The sequence below is a fragment of the Streptomyces sp. NPDC027672 genome (assembly GCF_055566335.1).
The window spans coordinates 625,303-642,874 of record NZ_JBVHSO010000004.1 but is presented as its reverse complement, the minus strand read 5'-3'; the positions used below and the strand labels follow the sequence as shown (position 1 = coordinate 642,874).

At 70.7% G+C, this 17,572-nt stretch carries 9 protein-coding genes, 1 tRNA gene and 1 rRNA gene; 10 read left to right on the top strand and 1 reads right to left on the bottom strand.

The features are described from left to right. The 3 genes from rrf to ACZ4SV_RS13835 all read left to right on the top strand — a co-directional run. A 5S ribosomal RNA gene (gene rrf, locus ACZ4SV_RS13845) occupies window positions 1–86 on the top strand; the annotation flags it as partial. Window positions 87–201: 115 nt separating this feature from the next. Next, window positions 202–864: a DegT/DnrJ/EryC1/StrS family aminotransferase gene (locus ACZ4SV_RS13840; RefSeq protein ID WP_397969846.1), complete on the top strand. Its 663-nt coding sequence runs from the start codon at window positions 202–204 to the stop codon at window positions 862–864. An 83-nt stretch (window positions 865–947) separates the two neighbouring features. Next, window positions 948–1,020 (top strand) — tRNA-Thr (locus ACZ4SV_RS13835). Window positions 1,021–1,067: 47 nt separating this feature from the next. On the opposite strand, the gene ACZ4SV_RS13830 is transcribed toward ACZ4SV_RS13835, so the two are convergent. Further along, window positions 1,068–3,827 carry a SpoIIE family protein phosphatase gene (locus ACZ4SV_RS13830; protein WP_468004124.1) on the bottom strand — a complete coding sequence of 920 codons (2,760 nt, stop codon included), beginning with the start codon at window positions 3,825–3,827 and terminating at the stop codon, window positions 1,068–1,070. Window positions 3,828–4,239: 412 nt separating this feature from the next. Between ACZ4SV_RS13830 and ACZ4SV_RS13825 the strand changes: the two genes are divergently transcribed. From ACZ4SV_RS13825 to ACZ4SV_RS13795, 7 genes are all read left to right on the top strand, one after another. Next, entirely contained in the window at window positions 4,240–9,705 is a 5,466-nt protein-coding gene (locus tag ACZ4SV_RS13825) for a HAMP domain-containing protein (protein ID WP_468004122.1), read from the top strand. Between the two features lie 270 nt (window positions 9,706–9,975). Continuing rightward, entirely contained in the window at window positions 9,976–10,656 is a 681-nt protein-coding gene (locus tag ACZ4SV_RS13820; protein WP_365874252.1) for a response regulator, read from the top strand. Between the two features lie 123 nt (window positions 10,657–10,779). After that, window positions 10,780–13,542, top strand: coding sequence for a DNA translocase FtsK (locus ACZ4SV_RS13815; RefSeq protein WP_468004119.1), 2,763 nt, complete (start codon window positions 10,780–10,782; stop codon window positions 13,540–13,542). Between the two features lie 278 nt (window positions 13,543–13,820). Beyond that, window positions 13,821–14,666 (top strand): helix-turn-helix domain-containing protein, encoded by an 846-nt coding sequence (locus tag ACZ4SV_RS13810; protein WP_468004117.1) that lies wholly within the window; start codon window positions 13,821–13,823, stop codon window positions 14,664–14,666. A gap of 92 nt (window positions 14,667–14,758) precedes the next feature. Next, window positions 14,759–16,231 (top strand): 30S ribosomal protein S12 methylthiotransferase RimO, encoded by a 1,473-nt coding sequence (gene rimO, locus ACZ4SV_RS13805; RefSeq protein WP_365874246.1) that lies wholly within the window; start codon window positions 14,759–14,761, stop codon window positions 16,229–16,231. Beyond that, entirely contained in the window at window positions 16,228–16,986 is a 759-nt protein-coding gene (pgsA, locus tag ACZ4SV_RS13800; protein ID WP_365874243.1) for a CDP-diacylglycerol--glycerol-3-phosphate 3-phosphatidyltransferase, read from the top strand. The genes rimO and pgsA overlap by 4 nt, the downstream gene beginning before the upstream one ends. Then, complete coding sequence (locus tag ACZ4SV_RS13795) at window positions 16,983–17,528, top strand: CinA family protein (protein WP_365874241.1); 546 nt, start codon at window positions 16,983–16,985, stop codon at window positions 17,526–17,528. The genes pgsA and ACZ4SV_RS13795 overlap by 4 nt, the downstream gene beginning before the upstream one ends. Window positions 17,529–17,572 lie beyond the last annotated feature (44 nt).

Here is a 17,572-nt window from a genome sequence, read left to right as displayed (position 1 = left end):
GTTACATTCCGAACCCGGAAGCTAAGCCTCACAGCGCCGATGGTACTGCAGGGGGGACCCTGTGGGAGAGTAGGACACCGCCGAACAATTCTTGATAAAGGTCGGATCCTGAACTTCGGTTTGGGGTCCGGCCTTTTTCCGTTGTCCGTAACGTGTCGTTCACGTTCCGGGCACAGCATCCCAGACATGGGAACTGCAGCGATGCTCAGGGCCGCCGGCGTCGGAGCCGGTGACGAGGTCGTCGTACCGGCCTTCGGGAACGTCGAGATCGCCGAGGCCGTGACCCGGGCGGGCGCGCTCCCGGTGTTCGCCGACATAGACCCGGCGACCTACTGCCTCGCCCCGGCGGCCGTCGAGGCCTCCGTCACCTCCCGCACCGCGGCGGTCGTCGCCGTACACCGCTTCGGACGGTGGGCGGACATCGGGCGGCTGCGCGCGCTCGGCAGCCGGCACGGGCTGCTGGTGCTGGAACAGGGCGAGTCCGAGACCCCGTACGACGAGATAGCCCAGCGCCGGGAGCGCGCCGCCTTCCTCGACGCCAGACTCAAGGGCGTCCGCACGCCGGACGGCGGTGCCGGGCACACCTATCAGCAGTACGTCGTGCGCGTGCCGGGAAACGGCCGGCCCGACCGGGACGCCTTCGCGCGTGCCCTGCGGGCCCGGGGCGTGGAGTGCCGGGTGCCGGTGAAGACGCCCGTGCACCGGCTGCCGGAGTTCCGGCGGTGCGTGTCGCTGCCGGAGACCGAGCTGGCCGCCGACGAGACGCTCGCGCTGCCCGTGGACGCGGCGCTGACCAGACGGCAGATGCAGCGGACGGTCTCCGCCTGCAACGCCCTCGGCGGCCTGCTCCAGCCCGCCTTCTGACCAGGCCCGAACGAATTTGGGAACTGCGGCCCGGTCGGGGTACAGTTTCTTCGTCGCCGCGAGGGAAACCTCCGGAACGACAGGCCCCTATAGCTCAGTCGGTAGAGCGTCTCCATGGTAAGGAGAAGGTCAACGGTTCGATTCCGTTTGGGGGCTCCGCAAAAAAGGCCCCACCCTTCCGGGTGGGGCCTTTTCGTGTTTTCTCAGGCGTCCTCGTGGACGCCCGGAACCCGCATCGCCAGAATCGCCATGTCATCGGAGGGCGCGTCCGAGGCGAAACGCTCCACCGCCCGCATGATGCGCGCCGCGACCGCGCCCGCCGTCAGTCCCGTGCAGGTGGTGAGGACGTCGGCGAGACCGTCGTCGCCCAGCATGCGCGTGCCCTCACGGCGCTCGGTGACGCCGTCCGTGACGCACAGCAGCACGTCGCCCGGGTCGAGCGTGAGCGTCTCCTCGTACAGCTCCAGGTCCTCCATGACGCCCAGCAGCGGCTGCGGTTCGGCCGCGGCCGTCACCTGGCCGTCCGGACGCAGGCGCAGCGGGAGCGGATGGCCGGCACAGACCACCTTCAGATCCGCGCTGCCGTCCTCGCGCGGACGCAGCTCGCCGTAGAGGAGCGTCAGGAAGCGGCTGCGGTCGCCCTCGTCGAGGATCGCGGAGTTCAGCCGCTCCAGCACCGCCGGGCCGGACAGGCCCTCGCGGGCCAGCAGGCGCAGCGCGTGCCGGGCCAGGCCGGTGACCGCCGCCGCGTTGGGGCCCGTACCGCAGACGTCGCCGATCGCGAAGCCGTACGCGTCGTCGCCGATCGGGAAGACGTCGTAGAAGTCGCCGCCGACCTCGTTGCCCTCGCCGGCCGCGCGGTAGATGACCTCGACCTCGATGCCCGGGATGTGCGGGGTGCCGGGCGGCAGGAGGCTGCGCTGGAGGGCCTGGCTGATGGCCGTGCGCTCCGAGTACAGGCGGGCGTTGTCCAGGGCGAGGGCCGCCCGGCGGCTCAGGTCCTCGGCGAGTTCCAGGATCTCCTGGCGGAAGTGCTCGTCGGTGGGCTTGCCGAGGGTCAGCATGCCGATGACGCGGTTGCGGGCGACGAGCGGCAGGACGACCGTTTCGCCACCGACCGCGGCGGCCGTCGCGAGCGTCGGACCGATACCGGAGGACACCCGGTGCGTGGGACCGCCGGACAGGCCCAGGCTCCGCATCGAGCTGCGCAGGGCCGCCTGGTGCGCGACGTCGCCCGGGGCCGGCCACACCCGGGCGCCGGGCGTCGGCACCGGGTCGGGCGGCGGGATCTTCGACAGCAACGACTTGATGCCGTCGATGAGTTCCTCGTCCTCGTGCAGGACGTACGACAGGTCCGGCTCCGAGGCCTGGTCGGCGATCGTGTACACCGCGCACCAGGTGGCGAGGGTCGGGACCGTCATCTGGGCCATGAGCGCCAGCGTCTGGTCCCGGTCCAGGGTGCCGGCCAGCAGGTCGGACGCCTCGACCAGGAAGCTCAGCGAGCCGCGGCGCAGCCGTTCCAGCTCGCCGAGGCGGGCCGACTCCACGGCCAGCGCGATGCGGTCGGCGGCGAACTGCAGGCGCAGCGCCTCCTCGTTGGTGTACCGGCCCGCCGCCTCGGCCGCGACACCGAGGGAGCCGGTGAGGCGGCCCTCGACCTTCAGCGGGACCGTGACCACCGAGCGCATGCCGGTGCCGGCGAGCAGCGGTACGGCGCCGGGCACGGCGGCGAGGTCGTCGTGGACGGCGGGCATGCGCGCCGAGCCGTAGCGCCCGGGGCCCGCCTCGACCGGGACGCGCGCGAAGCGCTGGCGGGCGGAGGGCAGGCCGGTGGAGGCACGGACCTCCAGTTCCGTCTCGTCGTCGGTGGCGAGCAGCAGGAACGCGGAGTCGCCGTCGAGCATGTCGCGGGCGCGTTCCACCGTGCGCTGGAGGAGGCCGTCGAGGTCGTCCGGGGCGGGCGAGCCGATGAACACCTCGAAGGGATCGGCGCCCTGGCCGTCGGCGGACTGGTTCTGGTCGGTGACCGGGATCCGGGCCGGGGACTGCAGGACGGCGCGCTCGTGGTCGCGGACCAGGAGGCAGACGGTCGAGGGCTCGCCGCCGGTGTCGCGGACCCTGAGGTGGGAGGCGTACACCCGGGCCACGCGGCCGTCGGCGCCGCGGATGCCGTAGGTGCCCTCCCAGCGGGAGAGCTGGAGCGCCTCGGCGATGCCGGTGCCGGTGCCCGGGGTGTGCGGCCAGGCGGCGAGGTCGGTGAGGGGCTTGCCGATGATGTCGGCCGCGGAATAGCCGAACAGCTCCTCCGCGTCCTCGTTCCAGGCGCTGACGCTGCCCTTGCGGTCGACCTGGAGGACGGCGACGCGGACCCGGCCGTCGGCCAGCGGCAGCAGGTCGGGCGGCAGGGCCGGGCCGGCGGAGCGGGTGCCGACCGGGCGTTCGGGCAGGTTGAGCTGGAACCAGACATTCTTGTGCGTGGAGGTGTAGTCGACGCCCCAGCGGGTGGCGAGGGCCGCGCACAGCTGGAGCCCACGGCCGCCCTCGCGGTCCGGGCTGCCCATGGCGGCGGCGTTGCCCTGGAGCGGGACCTCGCGCTCCGGGTAGCGGTCGGAGACCTCGACGCGCACGCCGTCCTCGGTGCGCAGGCACAGCACGTCGGCGTGCGTGCCCGCGTGGACGACCGCGTTGGTCACCAGCTCGCTGGTGAGGACGACCGCGTCGTCGACGATGTCGGCGAACCCCCAGCCCTGGAGGGTGTCGCGGACGAAGGACCGGGCGGTCGCCACCGATCGTCCGACGGGCTCGAAACTGGCGGCCGCGCGCGCGGTGATCACAGAACTCCTCGGCCGGTTGTCGGCATGCGGGGCCGGCGCGACGGCCGGGTCGCGCCGCTGCTGCGGCACGGGCTCGCCCGTCGGCTGTGGCTCCGGGGGCTGTCCCCCGGGGATCAGTCCGGTCGTCATGGTGTCCGGCCGCCCCTCCGATGCCCGCTCGTACTCGTGCCACCGCCCAGGCCGGTCGGACCGGTGCGGCTGGACAGCCGCATGCAAGGTTACTTACCTTCGCCGTCCGAGCGGATGCCGGTCGCGGGTGTTCACGCCCCGGGGTGTGCGGACGATGTGCGAAGCTGCCGAACTGTTATGGCCTGGTTGGGCCGGGGTGAAACACTGGGCAAGCTGCTGATGAGGGTCGGGCCGGCCCGCGTGCGTTCCGCGCGTGGCGGGCAGCAGCCTTGGGTGTGGCCTGATCTCGTCTGGCAGACGTACGCGGAAGTAACCGGTACGTGGAAGGCGTCGGTATGCCGGTTGACCGGCACACCGGCTCCCAAGCGGCCGGCGCACAGCAGTAACGGTCTACCCCTCCGGGAGGGACACAGTGGAGTCTGGCGCGGCGACGCGAGGCACGAAGACGCGCGCGAAAGGCGGACCGTCCCTGGGCAGGAGCGGCGGCACCACGACCGTGGACACGGCGGCCCTGAACCGGCTGCTGGTGGCCCTCGTGGCGATGCGGGACGGCAACTTCCGCAAGCGGCTCACGGTGACCGGCGACGGGGTGATGTCGGAGATCGCGGCCGTCTTCAACGAGGTGGCCGACCGGAATCTGCATCTGACCGGCGAGCTGTCGCGGGTGCGGCGCATGGTGGGACGTGAGGGAAAACTCACGGAGCGGCTGGAGACGGGTGCCTGCGAGGGTTCCTGGGCGGCGGCCGTCGACAACTCCAACGCGCTGGTGGACGACCTGGTCTGGCCCGTGTCGGAGGTCAGCCGGGTGCTCACGGCGGTCGCCGAGGGCGATCTGTCGCCGCGCATGGAACTGCGGACGCCGGCGCCGGACGGCGGTGCGGGGCATCCGCTGCGCGGTGAGTTCCTGAAGGTCGGCCGTACCGTCAACAACCTGGTCGACCAGTTGTCGACGTTCACCGACGAGGTCACACGTGTGGCCAGCGAGGTCGGCACCGAGGGCAAGCTGGGCGGCCAGGCGCGGGTGCGCGGGATGTCGGGTTCCTGGAAGGACCTGACGGAGTCCGTGAACACGATGGCGTACCGGCTGACGGCGCAGGTGCGGGATATCGCGCTGGTGACGACGGCGGTCGCCAAGGGTGATCTGTCGCGCAAGGTGACCGTGCACGTGGCCGGCGAGATGCTGGAGCTGAAGAACACCGTCAACACGATGGTGGACCAGTTGTCGTCGTTCTCCTCCGAGGTCACGCGGGTGGCCCGGGAGGTGGGCACCGAGGGCATCCTCGGCGGGCAGGCGCAGGTGCCCGGGGTGGCCGGGGTGTGGAAGGAGCTGACCGACTCCGTCAACACGATGGCGGGCAACCTGACCGCGCAGGTGCGCGGGATCTCTCAGGTGACGACCGCGGTCGCCAGCGGTGACCTCTCGCAGAAGGTGACCGTGCCGGCGCGGGGCGAGGTGGCGCGGCTCGCCGAGACGATCAACCAGATGACCGAGACGCTGCGGATCTTCGCGGACGAGGTCACGCGGGTGGCGAACGAGGTCGGCGCGGAGGGGCGGCTCGGCGGGCAGGCGAACGTGCCGGGCGCGGCGGGTACGTGGAAGGACCTGACGGACTCCGTCAACACGGTGTTCCGGAACCTGACGACGCAGGTGCGGGACATCGCGACGGTGACGACGGCGGTGGCCAACGGCGATCTGTCGCAGAAGGTCACCGTGGACGTGGCCGGCGAGATGCTGGAGCTGAAGAACACCGTCAACGGCATGGTGGACCAGCTGTCGGCGTTCGGCGCGGAGGTGACGCGGGTCGCGCGGGAGGTCGGTGTCGAGGGTGAACTCGGCGGCCAGGCGCAGGTGCCGGGCGCGGCGGGCACGTGGAAGGACCTGACGGACTCCGTCAACACCGCGTTCCGCAATCTGACCGGGCAGGTGCGCAACATCGCCCAGGTGACGACGGCGGTGGCGAACGGCGATCTGTCGCAGAAGGTCACGGTGGACGTCTCGGGCGAGATGCTCCAGCTGAAGAACACCGTGAACACGATGGTGGACCAGTTGTCCAGCTTCGCCGACCAGGTCACGCGGATGGCCAGGGACGTGGGCACGGAGGGCCGGCTGGGCGGTCAGGCCCGGGTGGACGGCGTCTCCGGCACGTGGAAGGAGCTGACGGACTCCGTCAACTTCATGGCCGGCAACCTGACGTCCCAGGTGCGGCAGATCGCGCAGGTGACGACGGCGGTGGCGCGCGGCGATTTGTCGCAGAAGATCGACGTGGACGCGCGCGGGGAGATCCTCGAGCTGAAGAACACGATCAACACGATGGTGGACCAGCTGTCCGCCTTCGCGGACCAGGTGACCCGGGTCGCGCGGGACGTGGGGACCGAGGGCCGGCTCGGCGGGCAGGCGCAGGTGCCGGGGGTCGCCGGGGTGTGGCGGGACCTGACGGACTCCGTGAACGGCATGGCCGGCAACCTCACGGCCCAGGTGCGCAACATCGCGCAGGTGGCCACGGCCGTGGCGCGCGGTGACCTCTCCCAGAAGATCACCGTGGACGCGCGCGGGGAGATCCTGGAGCTGAAGAACACCCTGAACACGATGGTGGACCAGCTCTCGTCGTTCGCGGACCAGGTGACGCGGGTGGCCCGGGAGGTGGGCACGGAGGGCATCCTCGGCGGGCAGGCCGAGGTGCAGGGTGTCTCGGGCACCTGGAAGGACCTCACGCAGTCCGTGAACTTCATGGCGAATAACCTGACGATCCAGGTGCGCAACATCGCCGAGGTCACGACTGCGGTCGCCAAGGGCGACCTGTCGAAGAAGATCACTGTTGACGCGAAGGGTGAGATCCTCGAACTCGTCACGACGGTCAACACGATGGTGGACCAGCTGTCCAGTTTCGCCGAGCAGGTGACGCGGGTGGCCCGGGAGGTGGGCACCGAGGGCATCCTCGGCGGCCAGGCGCACGTGCCGGGCGTGACGGGCATCTGGAAGGACCTCAGCAACAACGTCAACCTGATGGCCAACAACCTGACCATGCAGGTGCGGAACATCTCGCAGGTGGCGGCGGCCGTCGCCAACGGCGATCTGACGCGGCAGGTGACGATCGAGGCGCGCGGCGAGGTGGCGCAGCTCGCCGACACCATCAACACGATGGTGAAGACGCTGAGTTCGTTCGCCGACCAGGTCACCAAGGTGGCCCGGGAGGTGGGCACGGACGGCATCCTCGGCGGTCAGGCGCATGTGCCGGGTGTGGCCGGCACATGGAAGGACCTCACCGAGTCGGTGAACCAGATGGCGTCCAACCTGACCGGTCAGGTGCGCAACATCGCCATGGTCACCACGGCCATCGCCAAGGGTGACTTGACGAAGAAGATCGACATTGACGCCCGGGGCGAGATCCTCGAGCTGAAGACGACGATCAACACGATGGTGGACCAGTTGTCCAGCTTCGCCGAGGAGGTCACCCGGGTGGCCCGCGAGGTGGGCACGGAGGGACAGCTTGGCGGCCAGGCGCGCGTGCGCGATGTCGACGGCACCTGGCGGGACCTGACCGAGTCCGTGAACGAGATGGCCGGGAACCTGACCCGGCAGGTGCGGGCCATCGCGCGCGTGGCGACCGCCGTGACCCGCGGCGACCTGAACCTGAAGATCGACGTGGACGCGTCCGGCGAGATCCAGGAGTTGCAGGACTACATCAACAAGATGATCGCCAACCTGCGTGACACCACGATCGCCAACAAGGAGCAGGACTGGCTCAAGGGCAACCTGGCCCGGATCTCCGCCCTCATGCAGGGCCGCCGGGACCTGGAGGACGTGGCCTCACTGATCATGAGCGAGCTGACGCCGGTGGTGTCGGCGCAGCACGGCGCGTTCTTCGTGGCGATGCCGCTGATGGAGGGCAAGGGCGTCGGCAACGGCGAGGACGACTACGAGCTGCGGATGCTGGGCTCGTACGGCTACTCGATGGGCTCCATGCCGACGTCGTTCCGGCCCGGTGAGACGCTGATCGGCACGGCCGCCCAGGAGAAGCGCACGATCCTGGTGGAGCGGGCGCCCAACGGCTACCTGAAGATCTCCTCCGGGCTCGGCGAGGCGCCGCCCGCGCAGGTGATCGCGCTGCCGGTGCTGTTCGAGGGCAAGGTGCTCGGGGTGATCGAGCTGGCGTCCTTCATGCCGTTCACGCAGATCCAGAAGGACTTCCTCAACCAGATCGCCGAGATGATCGCGACCAGCGTCAACACCATCTCGGTCAACACCAAGACCGAGAAGCTGCTCAAGCAGTCGCAGGAGCTGACCGAGCAGCTACGGGAGCGGTCGGCGGAGCTGGAGAACCGGCAGAAGGCGCTCCAGGAGTCCAACGCCGAACTGGAGGAGAAGGCCGAGCTGCTGGCCCGGCAGAACCGGGACATCGAGGTGAAGAACACCGAGATCGAGGAGGCCCGGCAGGTCCTGGAGGAGCGCGCCGAGCAGCTCGCGGTGTCGATGCGCTACAAGAGCGAGTTCCTCGCCAACATGTCGCACGAGCTGCGGACGCCGCTGAACTCGCTGCTGATCCTGGCGAAGCTGCTCGCCGACAACGCCGAGGGCAATCTCTCGCCGAAGCAGGTGGAGTTCGCCGAGACGATCCACGGGGCCGGTTCCGACCTGCTCCAGCTCATCAACGACATCCTGGACCTGTCGAAGGTCGAGGCGGGCAAGATGGACGTCTCCCCGACCCGGATCGCGCTCGTGCAGCTCGTGGACTACGTGGAGGCCACCTTCCGGCCGCTGACCGCGGAGAAGGGCCTGGACCTGTCCGTACGGGTCTCGCCGGAGCTGCCGGCGACCCTGCACACCGACGAGCAGCGGCTGTTGCAGGTGCTGCGCAACCTGCTGTCCAACGCGGTGAAGTTCACCGACTCCGGTTCGGTGGAGCTGGTGATCCGGACCGCCGGCGCGGATGTGCCGCAGTCCATCCGGGAGCAGTTGCTGGAGGCGGGTTCGCTGGCCGATCCGGACGGCGAGCTGATCGCGTTCTCGGTGACCGACACCGGCATCGGGATCGCGGCCAGCAAGATGCGGGTGATCTTCGAGGCGTTCAAGCAGGCGGACGGCACGACCAGCCGCAAGTACGGCGGCACCGGTCTCGGCCTGTCGATCTCGCGGGAGATCGCGCAGTTGCTCGGCGGTGAGATCCACGCGCAGAGCGAACCCGGCCGCGGCTCGACGTTCACGCTCTACCTGCCGATGCACCCGAGCGAGCTGCCGCCGCAGGGCTACCAGCAGTCCCTGCCCGCCCTGGAGGCCGGGGACCTGGTCGCCTCGGAGGCGCGTCTGTCCTCGGAGCTGTCCGCGGCGGAGATCGAGACGCCGGCCGAGGTGAAGTCGTACCAGGAGACGCAGAACGGTCCCGCCGCGCTCTTCAGGCGCCGGCGGCGCGGGCTGCTCGACGAGGCCCGGCGCGCGGCCGAGCAGTGGACGACCGTCGCCGCCGAGCCGGAGCGGGTCGTGCAGCAGGGTCCCGTGATGCGGTTCGGCGGCGAGAAGGTGCTGATCGTCGACGACGACATCCGCAACGTGTTCGCGCTCACCAGCGTGCTGGAGCAGCACGGGCTGTCGGTGCTGTACGCGGAGAACGGCCGCGAGGGCATCGAGGTGCTGGAGCAGCACGACGATGTGGCGGTGGTGCTGATGGACATCATGATGCCCGAGATGGACGGGTACGCGACGACCACGGCGATCCGCAGGATGCCGCAGTTCGCGGGGTTGCCGATCATCGCGCTCACCGCCAAGGCGATGAAGGGCGACCGGGAGAAGGCACTCGACTCGGGCGCCTCCGACTACGTCACCAAGCCGGTCGACCCCGACTATCTGCTGTCGGTGATGCGCCGGTGGATGCGGGCGGAGTGACGGCGCCGGGCGGCGCGGCGGGGCGCGCCCGGGGGAGGGGGACCTCCGGGGCGCGCGGGGAGTTGCTGCATGATGGAGGCCGGGAATCCCGGATTCCGGGAACCATCGGGAGCCCGGCCGCGTTTCCGGTACGTGCACCGTGACATCGCGGTGACAGGGTGTGGTGACAAGCGGGGTGCGGCTACGATGACCGGCACAAGGACGGGCGGCGAAAGGGAGTCGTCCCCTGGGGCGGCGCCCGGTGTACCGCCGGGGCGAGGAGGGCGGGCCATGGTGCAGAAGGCCAAGATCCTCCTGGTCGATGACCGGCCGGAGAATCTGCTGGCGCTGGAGGCGATCCTCTCGGCGCTCGATCAGACGCTGGTGCGGGCATCGTCCGGGGAGGAAGCGCTCAAAGCACTGCTCACGGACGATTTCGCGGTCATTCTGCTGGACGTCCAGATGCCGGGCATGGACGGTTTCGAGACGGCCGCGCACATCAAGCGGCGCGAGCGGACCCGGGACATCCCGATCATCTTCCTGACGGCCATCAACCACGGTCCGCACCACACCTTCCGGGGCTATGCGGCGGGCGCGGTGGACTACATCTCCAAGCCGTTCGACCCGTGGGTGCTGCGCGCGAAGGTGTCGGTCTTCGTCGAGCTGTACATGAAGAACTGCCAGCTACGGGAGCAGGCCGCGCTGCTGCGGCTCCAGTTGGAGGGCGGCGGCAAGGGCGGGGTCGCCGGCAAGGAGTCGGCCGGGCTGCTCGCCGAGCTGTCCGCGCGGCTCGCGGCCGTCGAGGAGCAGGCCGAAGCGCTGTCCAAGCAGTTGGACGACGACTCGGCGGACGCGGCGGCGGTGGCCACGGCGGCCCATCTGGAGCGCAAACTCACCGGACTGCGCCGCGCTCTCGACGCTCTGGAGCCGGGTACCGGCGGCAGCGGTGCCCCGGTGCCGTCGCAGAACTGAGCCGGGCCGAGCTGTAGTTGCGGATGAAGGTGCGTCAGCTTCGCGCCCCGGCAGGCACGACACGAACGGGTGAAGCTGTGGGCACACGTGTCCGCCGTCGTCTCCCCCGGTAACCTCACACCCATGGCCTCACGTCCGTCCGCAGCCAAGAAGCAGCCCGCCAAGAAGGCCGTGGTTCCCGCGAAGGCTCCGGCGAGGAAGGCCGCCGCCGCGAAGAAGGCCCCGGCCAGGAGGCCGCCCGCCAAGAAGGCCGTGGCGCGCAAGCCCGTGCCGGTGAGGCCGGCCGCCAGTCCCACCGGGGGCGTCTACCGGTTTCTGCGCGCCCTCTGGCTCGGCCTCGCGCACGCCGTCGGCGCCGTCTTCCGCGGCATAGGGCAGGGCGCGCGGAACCTCGACCCGGCCCACCGCAAGGATGGCGTCGCGCTGCTGCTGCTCGGCATCGCGCTGATCGTCGCCGCGGGCACCTGGGCGGACCTGCGCGGGCCCGTCGGCGACCTGGTGGAGATCCTGGTCACCGGCGCCTTCGGCCGGCTCGACCTGCTGGTGCCGATACTGCTCGCGGTGATCGCCGTGCGGTTCATCCGGCACCCGGAGCAGCCGGAGGCCAACGGGCGGATCGTGATCGGCCTGTCCGCGCTGGTCGTCGGCGTCCTCGGCCAGGTCCACATCGCCTGTGGCTCGCCCGCGCGCAGCGCCGGCATGCAGGGCATAAGGGACGCCGGCGGTCTCATCGGCTGGGCGGCGGCCACCCCGCTGACGTCCACCATGACCGAGGTCCTCGCCGTACCCCTGCTGGTGCTGCTGACGATCTTCGGGCTGCTCGTGGTGACCGCGACCCCGGTCAACGCCATCCCGCAGCGGCTGCGGAGGCTGGGCGTCCACCTCGGCGTGCTGCACGACTACGAGGCCGACCGGTACGACGACGACGGGACCTACGAGGAGCAGTGGCGCGAGCCGGCGCCCGCGCGCCCGCGCCGGCGTTCCGCCGCCGCGCTGCCGTACGACCCCGACACCGCCGAGGAGACGGCCCTCTCCCAGCGCCGCGGGCGTCCCCGGCGCTCCGCGGTGCCCCAGCCGGACCCGCAGCGGCACCCGGACGCCGTGGACGTCGCGGCGGCGGCCGCCGCCTCGCTGGACGGTGCCGTGCTGCACGGCATGCCGCCGTCCCCGGTCGTCGCCGACCTCACACAGGGCGTGGGCGCGGGCGAGCGCGAGGACACCGCCCAGGCGCCCGCCGCCCCGGTGCCCGCCGCCGCGCCGACGCCGGTGCCCGCCGCCCGGCCGAAGCGGGAGACGCCCAAGCCGGAGCCCGTACCGGATCTGACCAAGGCCGTACCGGACCTGACCAAGAAGGCTCCCGAGCAGCCGCGCGACCTGCCCGCGCGCGCGGAGCAGCTCCAGCTGTCCGGCGACGTCACCTACGCGCTGCCCTCCCTGGACCTGCTCCGCCGCGGCGGCCCCGGCAAGGCGCGCAGCGCCGCCAACGACGCGGTCGTTGCCTCGCTCACCCAGGTGTTCACCGAGTTCAAGGTGGACGCGGCCGTCACCGGCTTCACCCGCGGCCCGACGGTCACCCGCTACGAGGTCGAGCTCGGCCCCGCCGTGAAGGTGGAGCGGATCACCGCGCTGACCAAGAACATCGCCTACGCGGTGGCCAGCCCGGACGTGCGGATCATCAGCCCGATCCCCGGCAAGTCCGCGGTCGGCATCGAGATCCCGAACACCGACCGGGAGATGGTCAACCTCGGCGACGTGCTGCGCCTCGCGGAGTCCGCCGAGGACGACGACCCGATGCTGGTGGCCTTCGGCAAGGACGTCGAGGGCGGGTACGTCATGCACTCGCTGGCGAAGATGCCGCACATGCTGGTGGCCGGCGCCACCGGTTCCGGCAAGTCGTCCTGCATCAACTGTCTGATCACCTCGGTCATGATGCGGGCGACGCCGGAGGACGTCCGGATGATCCTGGTCGACCCCAAGCGCGTCGAGCTGACCGCCTACGAGGGCATCCCGCACCTGATCACGCCGATCATCACCAACCCCAAGCGGGCCGCCGAGGCGCTGCAGTGGGTGGTGCGCGAGATGGACCTCAGGTACGACGACCTGGCCGCCTACGGATACCGGCACATCGACGACTTCAACCGCGCGGTGCGCGAGGGCAAGGTCAAGCAGCCCGAGGGCAGCGAGCGCGAGCTCCAGCCGTACCCGTACCTGCTGGTGATCGTGGACGAGCTGGCCGACCTGATGATGGTCGCCCCGCGCGACGTCGAGGACGCCATCGTGCGCATCACCCAGCTCGCGCGCGCCGCCGGCATCCACCTGGTGCTGGCCACCCAGCGCCCGTCGGTCGACGTGGTCACCGGTCTGATCAAGGCCAACGTGCCCTCGCGGCTGGCCTTCGCCACCTCCTCGCTGGCCGACTCCCGGGTCATCCTCGACCAGCCCGGCGCCGAGAAGCTGATCGGCAAGGGCGACGGCCTGTTCCTGCCGATGGGCGCCAACAAGCCGACCCGTATGCAGGGCGCGTTCGTGACCGAGGAGGAGGTCGCGGTCGTCGTCCAGCACTGCAAGGACCAGATGGCGCCCGTCTTCCGGGACGACGTCACCGTGGGCACCAAGCAGAAGAAGGAGATCGACGAGGACATCGGCGACGACCTCGACCTGCTGTGCCAGGCCGCCGAACTGGTCGTCTCCACCCAGTTCGGGTCCACGTCCATGCTCCAGCGCAAGCTGCGCGTCGGCTTCGCCAAGGCGGGCCGGCTCATGGACCTCATGGAGTCCCGCAACATCGTGGGACCGAGCGAGGGCTCCAAGGCGCGTGACGTTCTCGTGAAACCCGACGAACTGGACGGTGTGCTGGCGCTGCTGCGCGGGGAGACCGAAGAGTGACGAGTGGGGCCGTACGGCGCAGTGGGTTGCGCCGTACGGCCGTACGGTCGTGACCCACCCGTTAGCCGGTGACGGGCAACCGTTCCCCTTTGCCGTACGTCCAGTTGAGCGAAAGGACAGGCAGGGCCTTCACCCTGGGGTACCTGCTTGTCAGACCATCGGCATGTCGTGCCATTCCGATGGCGTACAAAGTCATACCGTCCGGTTGCCCCACCCTTTCGTCACCCCCCTAGACTGAGCTTCCAGCACAGGTGGCTACACGCTCGAAAGGCGCCCCCGTGTCCATCGGCAACTCCCCTGAAGACGAGCGTCCGTTCCGAGACGAGTCCCAGGAAGCCCGACCCTCCGTGGGCCGCGCCCTCCAGCAGGCGCGGATCGCGGCCGGGCTGACCGTGGACGACGTCAGCACCGCCACTCGTGTCCGTATCGGCATCGTGCACGCCATCGAGGCGGACGACTTCGCCCCGTGCGGCGGCGACGTCTACGCCCGCGGGCACCTCCGCACGCTGGCCAGGGCCGTCCACCTCGATCCCGAGCCGCTGATCGCCCGGTACGACGCCGACCACGGCGGCCGCCCCGAGCCCACCCCCGCCGCGCCCCTGTTCGAGGCGGAGCGGATCCGGCCCGAGCGGCGCGGCCCGAACTGGACGGCGGCGATGGTCGCCGCGATCGTCGTCGTGATCGGGTTCGTCGGGTTCACCGCGGTCAAGGGCTCCGGCGGCTCCGGGGACTCCAAGTCCCAGATCGCCGCCGAGGGCGCCACGCCCGCCGCCGACACGACCGCCTCGCCCACGCCGAAGAACGACAAGCCGGCCCAGCCGACCAGCCAGCCCTCCGACAGCGCCATCGCCGCCGCGCCCCAGGACAAGGTGACCGTCCAGGTCGGCGCGCCCAACGGACGCAGCTGGATCTCGGCCAAGGACCACAACGGCCGGATGCTCTTCGACGGACTGCTGAAGAAGGGCGAGTCCAAGACCTTCCAGGACACCACCAAGATCAACCTGATCCTGGGCGACGCCGGCGCGATCGAGCTGTACGTCAACGGCAAGAAGATCGAGAACACGTTCAGGCCCGGCGCGGTGGAGCGCCTCACCTACACCAAGGGCGACCCGGTGGCGGGCTGACCGGCCGCGCCGGACGGGTGTGACGGAGTCGGCCGGGACCGGCCAGCCCCCGTCGACATGGGCTGTCGGTGAGACGAAGTAGTCTTGAGCCCATGCCTGAACGCCGTACCGTCGCACTCGTCACTCTCGGCTGCGCTCGTAACGAGGTGGATTCCGAGGAGCTCGCAGGCCGTTTGGAGGCGGACGGCTGGCAGCTCGTGGAGGACGCCGCGGACGCCGACGTGGCCGTGGTCAACACCTGTGGCTTCGTGGAGGCCGCGAAGAAGGACTCCGTCGACGCCCTGCTGGAGGCCAACGACCTCAAGGACCACGGGAGAACCCAGGCCGTCGTGGCGGTGGGCTGCATGGCCGAGCGGTACGGCAAGGAACTGGCCGAGGCCCTGCCCGAGGCCGACGGCGTGCTCGGCTTCGACGACTACGCGGACATCTCCGACCGCCTGCAGACCATCCTGTCCGGCGGCATCCACGCCGCCCACACCCCGCGCGACCGGCGCAAGCTGCTGCCGATCAGCCCGGCCGAGCGCCAGGAGTCGGCCGCCTCCGTGGCGCTGCCCGGACACGCGCCGGCCGACCTCCCGGAGGGCGTCGCCCCGGCCTCCGGCCCCCGCGCGCCGCTGCGCCGCCGCCTGGACGGCTCCCCGGTCGCCTCGGTCAAGCTGGCCTCGGGCTGCGACCGGCGCTGCTCGTTCTGCGCCATCCCGTCCTTCCGCGGCTCCTTCATCTCCCGCCGCCCCGGCGACGTGCTGAACGAGACCCGCTGGCTGGCCGGGCAGGGCGTGAAGGAGATCATGCTGGTCTCCGAGAACAACACCTCCTACGGCAAGGACCTGGGCGACATCCGCCTGCTGGAGTCCCTGCTGCCGGAGCTGGCCGCGGTCGACGGCATCGAGCGGATCCGGGTGAGCTACCTCCAGCCGGCCGAGATGCGCCCCGGCCTCATCGACGTACTGACCTCCACGCCCAAGGTCGCCCCGTACTTCGACCTGTCCTTCCAGCACTCCGCGCCCGACGTGCTGCGCGCCATGCGCCGCTTCGGCGACACCGACCGCTTCCTGGAGCTGCTCGACACCATCCGGAGCAAGGCCCCCGAGGCCGGCGTGCGCTCGAACTTCATCGTCGGCTTCCCCGGCGAGACCGAGTCCGACCTCGCCGAGCTGGAGCGCTTCCTGACCGGCGCCCGGCTGGACGCCATCGGTGTCTTCGGCTACTCCGACGAGGACGGCACGGAAGCGGCGACGTACGACGGCAAGCTGGACGAGGACGTCGTCGCCGAGCGGCTGGCCCGTGTCTCCCGGCTGGCCGAGGAGCTGGTCTCGCAGCGCGCCGAGGAGCGCGTCGGCGGGACCGTGCAGGTGCTGGTCGAGTCGGTGGACGAGGAGGAGGGCGTCTACGGCCGGGCCGCGCACCAGGCGCCGGAGACCGACGGCCAGGTGCTGCTCACGAGCGGCGCGGGCCTGAGTGTCGGACGTATGGTCGAGGCGAAGGTGGTCGGTACGGAAGGTGTCGATCTGGTGGCCGAGCCGCTGACCGGCTCGCTCGCGTGTAGTGAGGAGGCGGGCAGATGACCGGAGTCCCGGCATCCGCCGCGGGCGGCCCCTCCGGTGCGCACGGCGCCCGGGGTTCCGCCGCCGCTGCCGACGGCGTGGCGTCCGAGGTCTCCGGTTCTGCTTCAGGCCCCGACGGCGGGGGCCGGCCCCCGCGCGGTGGCAAGATCACGGCGGCGGCCGTCAACCAGGCGAGCGTCTGGAACGTCGCCAATCTGCTGACGATGCTGCGGCTGCTCCTGGTGCCCGGCTTCGTGGCGCTGATGCTGGCGGGCGGCGGCTATGACCCGGCCTGGCGCTCGCTGGCCTGGGCGGCCTTCGCCGTCGCCATGATCACCGACCTGTTCGACGGGCATCTGGCTCGCACGTACAACCTGGTCACCGACTTCGGGAAGATCGCCGACCCCATCGCCGACAAGGCGATCATGGGTGCGGCGCTCATCTGTCTGTCCGCCCTCGGCGATCTGCCCTGGTGGGTCACGATCGTGATCCTCGGCCGGGAACTCGGCATCACGCTGCTGCGTTTTCTGGTCATTCGCTACGGCGTGATCCCCGCGAGCCGGGGCGGCAAGCTGAAGACGCTCACCCAGGGCGTGGCCGTCGGGATGTACGTCCTGGCGCTGACCGGATGGCTGGCCAGCCTGCGGTTCTGGGTGATGGCCGCGGCGGTCGTCCTCACGGTCGTGACGGGCCTCGACTACGTAAGACAGGCCATTGTGCTGCGCCGGCGGGGAATGGCCGAGCGCGCCGCGGCGTTGGAGGAGAGGCAAGCGTGAGTTCACAGGCCACCGAACTGGTGCGACTACTGACCGTGAGGGGCGAGACCCTCGCCGTCGCGGAGTCGCTGACCGGTGGCCTGGTGGCCGCGGAGATCACCGGGGTACCCGGCGCCTCCCGGGTGTTCCGGGGTTCGGTCACCGCCTACGCCACCGAGCTGAAGCACGAACTGCTGGGCGTCGACGCCACCCTGCTGGCCCAGCGGGGAGCGGTGGACCCCCAGGTCGCGGCCCAGATGGCGGCCGGGGTGCGCAAGGCGCTCGGCGCCGACTGGGGCATCGCGACCACCGGAGTGGCGGGCCCGGACCCGCAGGACGGCAAGCCCGTCGGCACGGTGTACGTGGCTGTCGACGGCCCTCTCACCGCCCGCGCCGGTTCTGCCGGTGGCGGAAAAGTCGGGGCGCTGCGGTTGAACGGCAGCCGCGCGGAAATTCGTATGGAGAGTGTACGGAGCGTACTCGCAGTGCTCCTGGAGCAGCTGGCGGGCGAACAGACTGGGAATGAGCGGGCACAGGATACGGAACGGAACGGGGGGTTTTGATGTTTGCAGCCCTGAGTGAACACGACATCGCTCCCCGCACGGCC

Coding starts and splice junctions, on each gene's coding strand:
- ACZ4SV_RS13840 (WP_397969846.1), top strand. CDS start 202: ATGCTCAGGGCCGCCGGCGTCGGAGCCGGTGACGAGGTCGTCGTACCG.
- ACZ4SV_RS13830 (WP_468004124.1), bottom strand. CDS start 3,827: ATGACGACCGGACTGATCCCCGGGGGACAGCCCCCGGAGCCACAGCCG.
- ACZ4SV_RS13820 (WP_365874252.1), top strand. CDS start 9,976: ATGGTGCAGAAGGCCAAGATCCTCCTGGTCGATGACCGGCCGGAGAAT.
- ACZ4SV_RS13815 (WP_468004119.1), top strand. CDS start 10,780: ATGGCCTCACGTCCGTCCGCAGCCAAGAAGCAGCCCGCCAAGAAGGCC.
- rimO (WP_365874246.1), top strand. CDS start 14,759: ATGCCTGAACGCCGTACCGTCGCACTCGTCACTCTCGGCTGCGCTCGT.
- pgsA (WP_365874243.1), top strand. CDS start 16,228: ATGACCGGAGTCCCGGCATCCGCCGCGGGCGGCCCCTCCGGTGCGCAC.